Source organism: Actinomyces ruminis, from assembly GCF_002154335.2.
Classification (GTDB): Bacteria; Actinomycetota; Actinomycetes; order Actinomycetales; family Actinomycetaceae; genus Actinomyces; species Actinomyces ruminis.
Window position 1 is genome coordinate 159,684 of the sequence record NZ_MTPX02000042.1, and the last position, 12,989, is coordinate 172,672.

General features: G+C 68.3%; 18 protein-coding genes. 17 read left to right on the plus strand and 1 reads right to left on the minus strand.

Features of this window, described 5'->3' with window-relative positions; genetic code table 11:
- Positions 1-153 precede the first annotated feature (153 nt).
- From BW737_RS08875 to BW737_RS08885, 3 genes are read left to right on the plus strand one after another with little or no spacing between them, the layout of a single operon-like run.
- On the plus strand, positions 154-1,317 hold the full coding sequence (locus BW737_RS08875; RefSeq protein WP_086614204.1) for an HNH endonuclease: 1,164 nt from the start codon (positions 154-156) through the stop codon (positions 1,315-1,317).
- Positions 1,314-2,111 carry a hypothetical protein gene (locus tag BW737_RS08880; protein ID WP_086614203.1) on the plus strand — a complete coding sequence of 266 codons (798 nt, stop codon included), beginning with the start codon at positions 1,314-1,316 and terminating at the stop codon, positions 2,109-2,111. The genes BW737_RS08875 and BW737_RS08880 overlap by 4 nt, the downstream gene beginning before the upstream one ends.
- The gene (locus BW737_RS08885; protein ID WP_086614202.1) at positions 2,108-2,353 is read left to right on the plus strand and encodes a hypothetical protein; all 246 of its coding nucleotides are present in this window, start codon (positions 2,108-2,110) and stop codon (positions 2,351-2,353) included. The genes BW737_RS08880 and BW737_RS08885 overlap by 4 nt, the downstream gene beginning before the upstream one ends.
- Positions 2,354-2,439: 86 nt before the next feature.
- Here the strand turns inward: BW737_RS08885 and BW737_RS08890 are convergent, their stop codons facing one another.
- Positions 2,440-3,198 carry a potassium channel family protein gene (locus BW737_RS08890; protein WP_086614201.1) on the minus strand — a complete coding sequence of 253 codons (759 nt, stop codon included), beginning with the start codon at positions 3,196-3,198 and terminating at the stop codon, positions 2,440-2,442.
- A 95-nt stretch (positions 3,199-3,293) separates the two neighbouring features.
- Here BW737_RS08890 and BW737_RS15735 point away from each other — a divergent pair, with 95 nt between their 5' ends.
- The 14 genes from BW737_RS15735 (at position 3,294) to BW737_RS08960 (ending at position 12,970) form a co-directional block, all read left to right on the plus strand.
- Positions 3,294-3,572, plus strand: coding sequence for an HNH endonuclease (locus BW737_RS15735; protein WP_143233350.1), 279 nt, complete (start codon positions 3,294-3,296; stop codon positions 3,570-3,572).
- Between the two features lie 131 nt (positions 3,573-3,703).
- Complete coding sequence (locus BW737_RS08895; RefSeq protein ID WP_086614200.1) at positions 3,704-4,015, plus strand: hypothetical protein; 312 nt, start codon at positions 3,704-3,706, stop codon at positions 4,013-4,015.
- Positions 4,008-4,607 (plus strand): P27 family phage terminase small subunit, encoded by a 600-nt coding sequence (locus BW737_RS08900; RefSeq protein WP_180272155.1) that lies wholly within the window; start codon positions 4,008-4,010, stop codon positions 4,605-4,607. The genes BW737_RS08895 and BW737_RS08900 overlap by 8 nt, the downstream gene beginning before the upstream one ends.
- A 108-nt stretch (positions 4,608-4,715) precedes the next feature.
- Positions 4,716-5,867: a hypothetical protein gene (locus tag BW737_RS08905; RefSeq protein WP_086614198.1), complete on the plus strand. Its 1,152-nt coding sequence runs from the start codon at positions 4,716-4,718 to the stop codon at positions 5,865-5,867.
- A complete protein-coding gene (locus tag BW737_RS16940) occupies positions 5,864-6,424 on the plus strand; it encodes a hypothetical protein (RefSeq protein WP_218961877.1) in 561 nt (186 codons plus the stop codon). Before BW737_RS08905 ends, BW737_RS16940 begins: the two co-directional genes overlap by 4 nt.
- A 6-nt stretch (positions 6,425-6,430) precedes the next feature.
- A complete protein-coding gene (locus BW737_RS08915) occupies positions 6,431-6,943 on the plus strand; it encodes a phage portal protein (protein WP_086614197.1) in 513 nt (170 codons plus the stop codon).
- Positions 6,889-8,406, plus strand: a complete 1,518-nt coding sequence (locus BW737_RS08920; protein WP_180272156.1) for a phage portal protein — start codon at positions 6,889-6,891, stop codon at positions 8,404-8,406. The genes BW737_RS08915 and BW737_RS08920 overlap by 55 nt, the downstream gene beginning before the upstream one ends.
- Before the next feature lie 21 nt (positions 8,407-8,427).
- A complete protein-coding gene (locus BW737_RS08925) occupies positions 8,428-9,222 on the plus strand; it encodes an HK97 family phage prohead protease (protein ID WP_218961878.1) in 795 nt (264 codons plus the stop codon).
- Complete coding sequence (locus BW737_RS08930; protein ID WP_218961879.1) at positions 9,215-10,777, plus strand: phage major capsid protein; 1,563 nt, start codon at positions 9,215-9,217, stop codon at positions 10,775-10,777. The genes BW737_RS08925 and BW737_RS08930 overlap by 8 nt, the downstream gene beginning before the upstream one ends.
- A 6-nt stretch (positions 10,778-10,783) precedes the next feature.
- Positions 10,784-11,368, plus strand: a complete 585-nt coding sequence (locus BW737_RS08940) for a hypothetical protein (RefSeq protein WP_086614195.1) — start codon at positions 10,784-10,786, stop codon at positions 11,366-11,368.
- The gene (locus BW737_RS08945) at positions 11,368-11,709 is read left to right on the plus strand and encodes a hypothetical protein (RefSeq protein ID WP_086614194.1); all 342 of its coding nucleotides are present in this window, start codon (positions 11,368-11,370) and stop codon (positions 11,707-11,709) included. The genes BW737_RS08940 and BW737_RS08945 overlap by 1 nt, the downstream gene beginning before the upstream one ends.
- 3 nt (positions 11,710-11,712) lie before the next feature.
- The gene (locus tag BW737_RS08950) at positions 11,713-11,982 is read left to right on the plus strand and encodes a hypothetical protein (RefSeq protein ID WP_086614193.1); all 270 of its coding nucleotides are present in this window, start codon (positions 11,713-11,715) and stop codon (positions 11,980-11,982) included.
- Positions 11,979-12,377 carry a hypothetical protein gene (locus tag BW737_RS08955; protein ID WP_143233351.1) on the plus strand — a complete coding sequence of 133 codons (399 nt, stop codon included), beginning with the start codon at positions 11,979-11,981 and terminating at the stop codon, positions 12,375-12,377. The genes BW737_RS08950 and BW737_RS08955 overlap by 4 nt, the downstream gene beginning before the upstream one ends.
- 17 nt (positions 12,378-12,394) lie before the next feature.
- Positions 12,395-12,970 carry a phage tail tube protein gene (locus tag BW737_RS08960; RefSeq protein WP_143233352.1) on the plus strand — a complete coding sequence of 192 codons (576 nt, stop codon included), beginning with the start codon at positions 12,395-12,397 and terminating at the stop codon, positions 12,968-12,970.
- Positions 12,971-12,989 lie beyond the last annotated feature (19 nt).

Genomic DNA, 12,989 nt, shown 5'->3' on the forward strand with positions numbered 1-12,989 from the left:
TCGTGGCCCGCCGTGCGTGTGTGGGTAGCTCTTGTTGTTGTGTTTCTTCGGCTGAATGGACTATCTGGATGGCTTGGCAACGCTTTGGTGACACGTGCTGATGACCCTCGTCTGCTCGCGGTCATGGCGTTGCCCGGCGCGGACGATAGGACGTTGAACGAGGTGCGAGGCTTCATCGCGACTTTGTCCGGGGAGTCGGCGAAGTACACCACCGATTACGTCCTGAACTGGGGGCAGGTGGTCAAGGCCGCCGGATCGGTGGGCCGCGCCGGACCGCTCACGGACATGTGCGTCGAGGTCAAGCTCCTGGAGCGCGTCGACGTCGGAGGACTTCCCGGGGTGAAGCTGGTCGAGGACCCAGACTTCATCCACTTGATCAAGAAGGCTGAGGCCGACTGGAACCGGCAGCGCAAACGCGACAACGCCGACCCGAACCTGAAGTGGCCGGTGATCCTGCGCGACGGGGACCACTGCCGGTACTGCCACCATGAGGTGCACTGGACCGGCAAGATGTCCAACCGCAAGGCCACTCTGGATCACCGCGTCCCCGGCCAGCCGGGGACTGTGGACACCCTCGTGGTCGCGTGCGCTCGCTGCAACAGCGCGCGTCGTGACGACGAGGACGGCACCTGGGACCAGGAGAATCCTCTCCTGCCGCCCCCGGCCCGCCCCTACTACGGCAACTGGTCCCGCAAGCACCTGGTCGAGCGCGGGCTGCTAGCGGCCGACGCCCCGGTGGGGGCGGACTCCGACACTATTAGGCAGGTGGACGCCTCCGGCCCTGATCAAGCCGGCCAGGTGGTCCCCGTCCTGGGCACGCCCCCGGCGTCGTCGCAGCCAGCGGCGGCGCGTCCGAAGGGGCTCCAGGGCGGCAACCCCGGCACCGCAGATCACGGTGCGCCCGCGGGTTCCTCGCCAGCCTCGGAGACCGCTCCCGCCCCGGCGCCGGCCAGCCAGCAGCTCCCGCCGCCGCGGCGCTTGCACTGGGGGCCTCCGCGCCGTGCACCCGAGCTTGACCCAGGCACGGACCCGCCACCACGCCCACGCCGTGACCGTGAGTTCACCTTGAGTTCACCGGGAGTTCACCATGAGTTCGGAACTGACTTCGAACTCAGTTCGAACTCCCAGCCTCCGGAGTACGTACTCCCCGGGTCGGGACGGGACGGACTCGGGAAGGGTCCGGGAAGGGACGGGCCAGGGTCGGGCACGGGTCGGGTCCGGGCTCGGGACGGCGCCGGGCCTGGGCCTGGGGCGGGTCTGGGCCGGGACGGAAGCGCTTGCCTGCCTCAGCCCCGCAGAAGAAGGAAGCGGCGATGAGTTCCTGCGTCTCTGGCTGCACGATCCGTGGCATGCACGCCCCGGACTGTGACGGCACCACCACCGACCCGAGCGGCCAGCTGGTGGAGTGCCGGGGTTGCCTGCCGCGGCCTGCTGAGGACGGGCGTTGCCTGTGTCCGTGGTGTGTGGGCCGGCTGACTGCGACGGTGGCGGGCCTGCCTGGCCTGGTGGATCACCTGCTGCTGATGGCTGAGCCGTCGGTGTCTTCCCCGTCGGGCCACACCGACGCCGGCAGCTCGGGGTCGCGTCCAGGTGAGGGGATGCTCTACCCGTCCGCCCTGGTCGCCGTCGATGATCTGCACGCCGTGGTCGCGACCTGGGCGGGTGAGGTCGCCGCCGAGCGCGGCATCGTCTCTCCGCCGTCGGGCCTGTCTCGGTGGACCGTGCCCGACGCCGACGGGGAGGCTGAGCCCATCGGCCCCGCCGAGCCCGGCAGCACGGCGGCGCTGGTGGAGTGGCTGGCCCCGCACCTGGAGTGGATCACCGCCCAGCCGTGGGCAGGGGACATGCTGGCCGACCTGGCGACCGCCACGGCTCGTGCGCTGGCACGCTGGCCCATGGCCGAGCCGGACCGGCGGGTCACGGACGTGCGCTGCCCGCATTGCGGGTGCCTGTCGCTGGTGGTGTCCCCGCCCGCCACCGCCGGCGCCTCTACCACCGTGCGGTGCAGCCTGCCTGCCTGTGGGCGGGTGCTGGGTGAGGAGGACTGGCAGCACACCCGGGCCACCGCACTGGCCCGAGCCCAGGCCACCACAGCGGGGGCGGCATCGTGACCGGCGCGTCCGTGACTGGCCCGGACGGCACCGAGTGGGTCCCCGCCGTCACCGCACTGGACCGGGTCCCCGGCCTGTCGGCTTCCACCTTGCGGTCGTGGGTCCACCGTGGCCGGGTGCGATCTCAGCGGGTAGGCAGGCAGTCGTGGGTGGCGTGGGAGGACGTGCTCACCATGGAGGCGGCCGCCCACCTCGCCGGGTGGCGGCGCGGCGGCTTCCGGCGGCAGCGCGCCGATACTTGACATCGGATGTCATCATTGCAACGCTACTGCCAGCGGGACCAGTACGCCCCGCCACCCGAGCCCCGAGCCGCACCGGCCGGGGCTTCTCAGTCTCCGGGAGCCTCGATCTGGGCGCGGAGTGCGCGGATCTCCTCGCGCAGGGACTCGACCTGCGCTCGGGTGGCTGCCTCCTGTGCGGCGCTCTCCTCGGTGACGAGCGAGACGATCCAGGATGCCAGGGTGGCTGTGACGACGCCGATGAGTGCGACGCCGCCGATCATGAGCAGGATCGCGGTGGCTCTGCCGAGCGGAGTCACGGGTGCCAGGTCGCCGTAGCCGACCGTGGTGATTGTGACCAGTGCCCACCACAGCGCATCACCGAAGGACGTGATGGTCGCCCCGGGCACGTGCCTCTCGGCGTCGAGCACGGCGAGTGCTGCGATGAGAGATAGCAGGGCGACGGAGCCGACGGTGTAGATGGTGATCTTGCCTCGGAGGGCGGTGCCTGCGCTGCGCTGTAGGACTCCGAGGAGCGTGACGAGGCGCAGTAGTCGTAGTGGCCGGAGCATCGGCAGGAGCACGGCGGCGAGGTCGAGCAGGTGGTGTGCGAGCCAATGTCTCCGGTCGGGAGCTAGCACGAGCCGCACGCCGAAGTCGATGACGAAGGCTATCCAGATGCCGTTGAGTATCAGCTCGGCGGTGGCTCGCTGGCCTCCTTGGAGATCCGCGATGACCTCCCATGCGTAGACGACGAGGAACGCCAAAGCGGCTGCTGTGAGCGGTGGCTCTGTGTAGCGTTCCCAGGAGCGGAGCGCCTGGTATCGGTGCTGGCGTCGGGCATGCCCCTGATCGTAGGCACCCCCCAGGCTTCAGCCCCCCTCCCCTGTGAGGCCCCCATCGTGGACCACCCCCCTGGTGCGATACCCCGCCCCCCTCGATGCGCCCTCCCCCGGAGGTGACCATGGTGCAGTCTCGTGGGCACCGCCGACTGCGGCGGCTGCGGGAGGAGATGCGGGCCGCCCGCCCCCAGCCCTGCCGCCGGTGTGGGCAGCCGATCGACTATGACGCTCCACCTGGCGACCCCCGCTCCTTCCAGCTCGGCCATCGTCTGTCCTGGCGGGACCATCCTGACGAGCGTCTCGATCCTGCGAATCTGTGGCCAGAGCACGAGCTGTGCAACAAGCAAGCTGGTGCGACCGACGCTGGCGCGCAGCTCGGTCTTCGCTCGCGCGACTGGTGAGCGGGGAGGGGGTCGGAAATCTCTACGGCGGGGTTGGCGGCGCAGTCCGCCGGCAGTGCTCCTTCTCCCACTGGGATTTGGGGCGGGTATCCCCCAGTTTTCGCAGAATGGCAACGAAAAGTGGCGTCTCAATGTATGACCGTGCAGCGATCCGGGCGCTGGCCGCCCAGGGAAAAACCGCGGGCGAGATCGCCGCATCACTCGGCGCGACCATCACTACTGTGCGCCGGGCACTGGATCTCTCCCAGCCGACCGCCTACCAGCGCGATGCGCTCGCGGATGGTCCAGTCGGCGATCAGATCCGGGCGGTGCTCGCCCAGTACCCGCAGATGAAGGCAACCGGCATCGCGTACCGGATCAGTTGGACGGGGTCCATGCGGACACTCCGCCACGTTGTCGCGCAGATCCGAGCCGAGCATGAGGAGGCGCGTCCCGATGGCTGACACCGAGCCGCCTCAGCATGTAACCGGAGTTGCCGCGCAGGTGTGGCGCGACGTCGTCGCCGCCCACCCAAAGCCTGGCACGCTCGACTCTCGCAGGCTGGAGGCTTACTGCTACGCCGTCGACCATCTACGCCGCGCGCACCAAGCCCTCTCCGAGGAGGGGCTTACCGTCGAGGATGCCCGGGGGCAGGTCGTGAAGAACCCGGCGCTCGCGGCCGCGAAGGACGCTCAGGAGCAGATCCGTAGGTGGGGCGCGGAGTTCGCTCCTCCGCATCCTCCGCGTCGACGTCGGGGCACGATGTACGACGCTACGACGGCGTCGATCACCGCGGCAGACCACCTGAACGACGGGAAGTACCGCGGCGCGTGTGAAGCGGTCAAGACTCTGGCCTGGCTGATCGACGAGGCACAGCGCGCAGGTATTGAAGCGCTGCAGAAGACCGCGTTCGGCGCTATCCCCGCCTATTTGAAGGGATGCGCAGATCTTCAGATTACGCCTGCAGCGCTCCCCGAGGATGCTGCCCGCCCGAAGCGACGCGGAGAAGGCCGACTGAAGGCGTTGCGAGGAGGTTTGGCGAGTGCGTCTGGGTAGTGAGACGCCGAGGATCTTCACGCCGCCGCTTCGCCCGCTGACACCGGAAACAACCTGGGGCTTCGCCGCTGTGGAGTTCGCCGAGCTGCTCGGTATCCACCTGCTGCCATGGCAACGGTGCTGTGCATCCACATGCTGGAGCTGCTGCCTGACGGGCGTCTCCGATTCCGCATCGTCGTGACCCTTGTCGCTCGCCAGAACGGCAAGAGCACGGTCGCGATGGTGGTGCTCCTGTTTTTGATGTACGTCAAGGGCTGGTCGGTGCTGGGTACTGCGCAGGATTTGGAGACGTCGGAGGCGCTGTGGGCCGAGGCCGTCGCGCTTGTAGACCCTTCGGAGCATGAGGACGATCCCGACTTCGTGGACGAGCTCGGTGATGAGGTCCGGCGGATCTCACTCGGCTCTGGGATGAAGGCATTACAGCTGTGGAACGGTGCGACCTACAAGGTGAAGGCCACGTCGCGGCGTGCCGGCCGCGGTAAGCACGTCCAGCTGGTGGTGTTCGACGAGCTGCGCGAGCACCAGGACTGGTCTTCATGGTCCGCCGTCTCGAAGACCACGATGGCACAGGACTCCGGGCTGGTGCTGGCGCTGTCCAACGCCGGCGACCATGCCAGCGTCGTCCTGCGTCATATGCGGCGCCTGGGGCACATCGCCCTCGGAGACCCGGACGGCATCTGGGGTGATGCGCCGGACGACACAACCAACGGGCTGGACGATGACGGCGAGACCGACGCCCTCGCGCAGTCCCTGGGGCTGTTCGAGTGGTCTACGCCGCCCGGCGCGTCCCGTTGGGACCGCGACTCCTGGGCGCAGTCCAACCCCTCCATGAACCACCGCCGGGCGGATGGGTCGATCGGTATCCGCGAGGAGACGATCGCGGCATCAGCCGCTACCGACCCGCCGGGCGAGTTCATGACCGAGGTCCAGTGCCAGTGGCTCTCCTCCTCCGCCAAGCCACCGTTCATGGAAGGCGCCTGGGAGGCCGGCCTCCGCACCGACACATTCATCCCCGCAGAGAAGGTCGTCTACGGCCTCGACGTTTCCTGGGACCGCAGCGCCTCATACGTCGCTGCGGCCGGCATCAACAACCGGGACGTTCCCCAGGTCGAGATCGCTGCCCGGCTGCCACGCACCGACTTCACCGTCGACTGGTTCGCCGCGCGAGCCAACCCCGACGACCCGATCACCGTCGTTGCCCAGGGCAAGGGCGCTCCCGTATCTACCTGCTCCCCGACCTGGAGGAGATCGACGGCGTGAACGTCATCCGCTGGCAGGGAGACAACCTCGGCGCCTGGTTCGGCCGCATGTGGGACCTCGTCGCCGCATCACTACCGGCACAAAGCACCGAGAACCCCGCAGCCACAGCACTCGGGGGCATAAACCACCTGCCGCAGCCCGTCCTCGACGTCGCCGCCGGCACCGCACTCTGGCGCAACGTCGGCGACACCCGAGTCATCGACCGCAAGGGCTCTCCCGAGGACGCCGCCCCGCTTATCGCGGCCACCGCCGCAGTCGGCTACCTCACCACTCCACACGACGAGCCAGATCTGCCTACGACGACACCGACGGCGTCATGTACGTCTAGAAAGGACGACAACGTGCGCACCTATCGCCATCTCATCGCCGCCAACGTCATTATCAACCTCAAAACCGGCACTGCACTCGCGGGCGCGCTGGTGAAGCAGTCGGGGCCGCTGCTCTTCCTGCGGAACGTGACGATCTACGCCGAGGGGCGGGAGCCTCAGCTGGCGGACGGGGAAATCGTTGTTGAGCGCGGCGAGATCGAGTTCATTCAGAAGCCGATAGCGGGGTGACACAACGTGACCTTCGTTGTCTCGTCCTCCGCGGTCCAGGCGCTTGCTCGCCCTATCTCGGCCCCATCGTTGACTCTGGCCGTCACGGACGACTGGCGAGTGGATTACGAGGACATCTGGCGCACCCAGGACGCCGTGCGCACGGTTGTGGACTTCCTTGCCCGCTCAATCGCCAGCCTGTCCCCGCACGTGTTTGAGCGCGTCTCCGATACCGATCGTGTCCGGGTCACGGATCATCCTCTGGCGCGTCTGCTATCCGCCCCGAATCCGCGGACGACCCGCTACCGGCTGCTGAATGACCTGGTCCATGACATCGCCATTTTTGACACCGCCTACTGGCTCAAGATTCGTACCGGTGACGCCTTCGGCCTAGTACGCGTACCGCCAGGATGGTTACTCCGCGTGGCGGGTCATGGATCGCGCCGGAGTATTACGAGCTCCGCGGTGATCGGGGCTCCCGTAAGGTGCCGCCGGACCAGCTGGTGCACTTCCGTGGCTACAGCCCGGACGGCGACCTGACCGGCACGCCTCCAATGGAGGCCCTCCGGCAGGCGCTGGCTGAGGGTTTCGAAGCCGGCCGGATGCGCTCGCAGGTGCTCCGCAACGGCGCCCGCGCCTCCGGCTACCTGCAGCGGCCTAAGGACGCGGCCAGGTGGAGCGACGAGGCGCGGGAGAAGTTCGCTCGCTCGTGGGCGTCGCAGTACACGGGCGCCAACGCGCCGTCGGGCGGCGGCACGCCGATCCTGGAAGACGGCATGACCTTCGTCAAAGTCGCTCAGACTGCCGACGAGCTGCAGTACGTGGAGGTCCGCAAGCTCACCCGCGAGGAAGTGGCGGCGGCCTTCCACGTGCCGGCCCCCATGGTCGGCATCCTCGACCACGCGACATTCTCGAACATTCGGGAGCAGCACAAGCAGCTGTACCAGGACACGCTCGGCCCATGGCTGGACATGATCGAGCAGGAGATCGCCCTGCAGCTGATCCCCGACATCGAGCCCACACGCCGCTTGTACGTCGAGTTCAATATCGAGGCGAAGCTCCGCGGATCGCTGGACGAGGAGGCGCAGTCGCTCTACCAGGCCGCCGGCGGACCGTACATGACCCGCAACGAGGTACGCGCACGCCGCAACCTGCCGGCCCTGCCCGGCGGAGACGAGCTGATCACGCCTCTGTCGGTCACCACGACCGGCGGGGACGCGGCTCCAACGACTGCTGGTGATACGGCGCCTGAGGACCCGCCGGACGACGACGGCGACGAGGAGGACGAGCAGGCCAAGGCGGCCCCGCTGTCTGTGAAGGCAGACACGCGCCGGGCCGCCCCGACTGCTGAGCAGATCCGCCAGGCCCGCGACGCGGCCGAGCAGACCCTGACCCGGTTCTTCCGACGGCAGCGGGCGTCTGTGTTGTCAGCGCTCGGAGCTAAGGCCCCCGACTGGTGGGACACCCAGCGGTGGGACAAGGAACTTGCCGACGACCTTGAGTCACTGGCCCTGGATGTCACTGCCAAGGTCGGGGCCGCCGCGGCGGAGGCGCTCGGCTTCACCGCCGACGTCTACGACGTCGCCAGAACCCGCAAGTTCCTGCGCGCCGTCGCAGAATCCCGGGCCGGAGCCATCAACTCCACCACCAGGGACGCGATCGCCGCTGCCCTCGACCGCGACGACGCCGAGGACGGGCCGTCTCCGGCTGACGTGTTCGATGCCGCGACCGGCGACCGCGGCCACACCGCGGCAGTCACCCTCGCGACCACGCTGACGACCTTCGCGGCGACCGAAGTCGCCCGCCAGGCCGCCCCCGCCACCGCGATGAAGATGTGGACCGTCACCTCCAGTAACCCGCGCGCCTCGCACGCGGCGATGGACGGGGAGACCGTCCCCGTCGACGACCTGTTCAGCAACGGAATGAACTGGCCGGGCGACCCCGTGGGCGGCGCAGACGAGGTCGCCGGCTGCACCTGCACCGTCACCACCATCATCCCCTGACCAACCCGAGGAAGGACCGTCATGGAGTTCAAGGTCACGCCCGTCCGTATCAAGGCCGGCCCCGAGGACAACCTCGCCGAGGGCGAGTTCCTCGTCTACCCGTCCACCTTCACGCGCACAGCCGATGCCTACGGCGACGTCGTCGCCCCCGGCGCCTTCGCCAACACCATCAAGGAGTGGAAGGAGTCGGGAAACAGCCTGCCGGGGCTCTACGGCCACCGCATGGACGACCCCGACTACGCGGTCGCCTACGCCCTCGACATGGGCGAGGACGACCACGGCTGGTGGGTGCACGGCGCCTTCGACCTCGATTCCCCCAAGGGCCCTCAGGTCTACCGGCTCGTCAAGGGCCGCCGCCTTACCCAGCTATCTTTCGCCTTCGACGTCATCGACTCCGGCGCCGTCACCCTCGACGACGGCACCAAGGCCAACGAACTACGCGAACTCAAGGTGTACGAGTTCAGCTTCGTGCCTGTGGGCGCGAATCAGGACACGTCCGTGGTCGCCGTCAAGGACGCCACGACAGCCCTCACCCACAGCCTCAAATCCGGGCGCGTCCTAGCCAGAAGCACATCGACTCCCTCCGCACCGCATGGGAGGCCATCGGCGACGTCCTCGACGCCGCCGAAGCCTCCCCCAACCCCAACGACCAGGAGAAAGCCAGCACCACCCCGCAGGCCAAGCCCGAGGACCCCGCACGGGCAAGAGCGAGGACCAGCAGGCTCCGGTGTCCGCAAGAGCCCTGGCAGCCAGAGCCGCGCTCGCGGCCATCGACACCATTTGATCCCAGGGAAGGGGACACATCATCATGGATAAGCTCACCATGCTCAAGGATGCGGCCAGCAAGGCCGCTCAGGACGCCCAGGACATCGCGCAGAAGGCCATCGATGAGCGCCGGGACCTCACCGACGCCGAACAGAACGATTACAAGGCCGCCATGGCAAATGCCGCCGAGCTGCTGGAACAGGCAAAGGCCGTCAAGAAGGACAACGATCTTCTGGCCGAGGTCAAGGCGTTCGCCAGCGAGCTTGGGGGTGTCAAGGCTGAGGATGTCGACCTGACCGGGGCGATCTCCAACACGCTCCCCCAGCGGGCGAACATCGGTGCCGCGTTCGTCAAGTCCGACGCCTACCAGGAACTCATGAAGACGTTCGGGTCCCGCATCCCCGAGCGTGCGCAGATCCAGACCCCGCCGGTCGAGGTCAAGAGCCTGTTCACCGGTGCCGGCGACACGTCGGCGGGAGCGTTCGTCGTGCCGGAGGACTCCGGCATCATCGAGATGCTCGGCCGTCGGCCGCTCACGCTCCGGGACGTCGTCTCTCGGCGTCGCACCAGCTCCGATGTCGTCGAGTACGTCCGCCAGACCGCCCACACCAACGCGGCCGCCCCTGTGCCCGAGGCAACTACTGCCGAGGCTCCGACGGCGGACACCGTTGCCGGCGGCTACAAGCCCGAGGGCTCCTGGGCGTTCGAGCGAGTCTCCACCGCGGTCAAGACCATCGCTGAGTGGGTGCCGGCCACCAACCGGGCCCTGGCAGACGCCAAGCAGCTGGAGGACCTGATCAACGCGGAGCTGGCCGCCGACCTGGCCGAGACCGAGGAGACGCAGATGCTCTCCGGTGACGGGGCCGGCGAGAACCTGACCGGCATCCTGTCCACCTCCGGCATCCAGCAGCAGGCATTCGACACGGACATCTTCACCTCCGTTCGCCGCGCCATTACGAAGGCCCGCACCGTCGGCCGCGTCGCCCCGAATGCCGTCATGCTCTCCCCCGTCGACGTCGAGACCATCGACCTCGCCCGCGAGAACGGCAACACGGGCAAGTTCCTTGGGGCCGGCCCCTTCGCGATGGGTCCCCGCACCCTGTGGGGCCTGCCCATCCTGGAGTCCGAGGCGATCGCTGAGGCACCGGCCTGGTCGGTGACTTCACGAAGGCCGTCCTGTGGGATCGCGAGCAGACCACGATCGCCGCGTCGAACTCCCACGCGGACTTCTTCGTCCGCAACCTGGTCGCCATCCTCGCTGAGGAGCGCCTCGCGTTCGGGGTTACCCGCCCCGCCGCGTTCGTCCAGACCTCCGTCCAGGCCTGACCCGCTGGTGGCCGCCCCGCAACGTCTCCGGGGCGGCCACCAGCCCCTACCGAGGAGGTACCAGCCCATGGGTAAGCACTCCGCATCCGCACCTGTGGAAGGAGCCAAGGTGACACTCACGCCCTACGCCGTGACCGTCAACGGGACCCGCACGACCCTTCTGCTGTCCGACCGCGATGCCGCCGCTCGCGGGCTCCTGCCGGCCCCGGGGCCCGAGGTGGAGGTCAAGCCCGCCCCGACGCGACTAACAAGGCGCGTAGACCCTCCCGCAAGGCGGTGACCGGCCGTGGCCCTGCCTCCGCTAGCTGAGCCGCAGCAGCTCGCCAACTACACGGCCGGCGCAATCACCGCCTCCGACCCACGTGCGAAGACGCTTCTGGAGGCAGCGTCCGAGGCCGCCCGCCGCTACTGCGGCTGGCACATCGCACCAGTGATCACCGAGACCCTGGTCCTGGACGGCTCCGGCTCCGACATCATCGAGCTACCGACCATGCGCGTGAAGACCATCGACGCGCTCACCGAGCGCCTGCCTGGCCCCGCCGCACGGGTCCACGAGTGGACTCCCGACGAGCTCACCAACCTCGAATGGTCACGGCTGGGCACGCTCCGCCGCCGCCACGGCATCTGGACCGACCGGTACCAGGGCATCACCATCACACTCAGCCACGGCTACGACACTGCCCCGGACGTCGCCCAGACCGTCTGCCAGATCGCCGCCATGGCGCTCGCATCCCCCACCGGCGCCACTCACGAGCAGGCCGGCGGAGTCTCCATCTCCTACGGCACGACCGCCTCCGGCGTCGCCGGCGGTCTCACGCTCCTCGACCGAGACCGTCTAGCCCTCGACCCCTACGCCATCCGGAGGCCCTGATGCCACTGCCTGCCTGGGCGGCCGACACCGTCACCATCATCACGCCCTCCTGGCGTGCCGAGCGGGGCAAGCAGATCCCCGACTACGACAACCCCGCGCAGGTCACTGAGATCACGGGCTGCAGCGTCCAGCCCGCCGGCACCGCCGAGACCCTCGCCGCACGCCAAGCCACAACCATCCGGCTGACCGTCTACCTCCCCGCCGGCACCGTGATCGACGCCCACGACGCCGTCGTGGTCGCAGGCACCCGCTACCACGCCGACGGCGCCGGCCAGCAGTGGCGGTCCCCCACAGGCGCGCTCAACCACACGATCGTCAACCTCGTCGACTGGGAAGGATGAACCGTGGCGACCGCAGTCCGCTTCGAGTGGAACCACGAAGAGTTCCAGCGCATCCTCAACTCCGCACAGATCAGAGACCGCATTAACGCCATGGGCCGCGCCGTCGCCTCCGCCGCAGGCGAGGGCTTCGAGGTCGAGGAGTACACCGCCAACTACGGCGGCTCACCACGCCCCATGGCCGTCGTCCGCGCAGCCACCTACGAGGCCCGCCTAGCAGAAGCGCGGGACAAGGCCCTCACAAGGGCGCTCGGCGCAGCCTCGGGAGCCCGATGATGGAGCGCATCCGCACGATCGACGTCGCCGACGCAATCCGGGCCCGTATCTCTGAGGCGCTCGCGGTGGAGTGCACGGCCGGCACGACGCCGACCGAGTTCTCGTTTAGGTCGGTGCATGTGACGAGAGTCGGCGGGCACCGGCGCGATCTGGTCACCGACGTCGCTACCGTCTCGATCGACTGCCGGCATCTGACCTCCGAGGTCGGCGCGGACGAGCTCTCCCGTGATGTCGACGCGGTCGTGCACGCTGCCGAGGGCACCATGCTCGGCGAGACGTCCTGCTACGACGTCACCACGCTGGCGGGCCCGTACCAGAACCCAGACCCCACGAATCCTGCCCTGTACCGAGTCTCCGCCTCCTACCAGGTGGCGGTCCGCATGTCCACCACCTGACGAAAGAAGGAATACCCATGCCAGTCTCAGCAGCGAACGTAATGGTCGGTGCTGCCGACCAGGAAACCACCGGCGCGATCCTGAACCATGATGTCGGCCAGACCAAGCCCGCTAACGCCCTGGACGTGCTCTCCGGGTACAAGGACTCTGGCTATATCTCCTCGGACGGTCTGACGCTGACACCCGAGTACAACACCACCGATATCACCGAGTGGAATGGTGCCCTCGTCCGCCGCATCATCGAGTCATTCAACGGCACGCTCTCCTGGGCGCACCTGGAGACCGACGAGGAGTCCCTGCGCATTTGGGCCGGAGACGTCAACGTCGAGGAAGCGACCGCGGAGGTCGGGAAGACAATTACGGCCGCTCTCGGCGCCCACGAGCACCCTCACCGGGCGTGGGCGTTCCGCATCAAGGACGGTGAGCGGCGGATCCTGATCTGGGTGCCGGACGGGCAGGTAACCGATGCTGGCGAGGTCACCTTCACCAAGTCAGGTGCGATCACCTGGCCGGTGACTCTCTCCACCTACCCCGACGATGCGGGGAACTGCATCTACATCATTCTCACCGACGGCACCGTCGTCGGCGGCTGACCCCGGAAAGGAGAAAGAC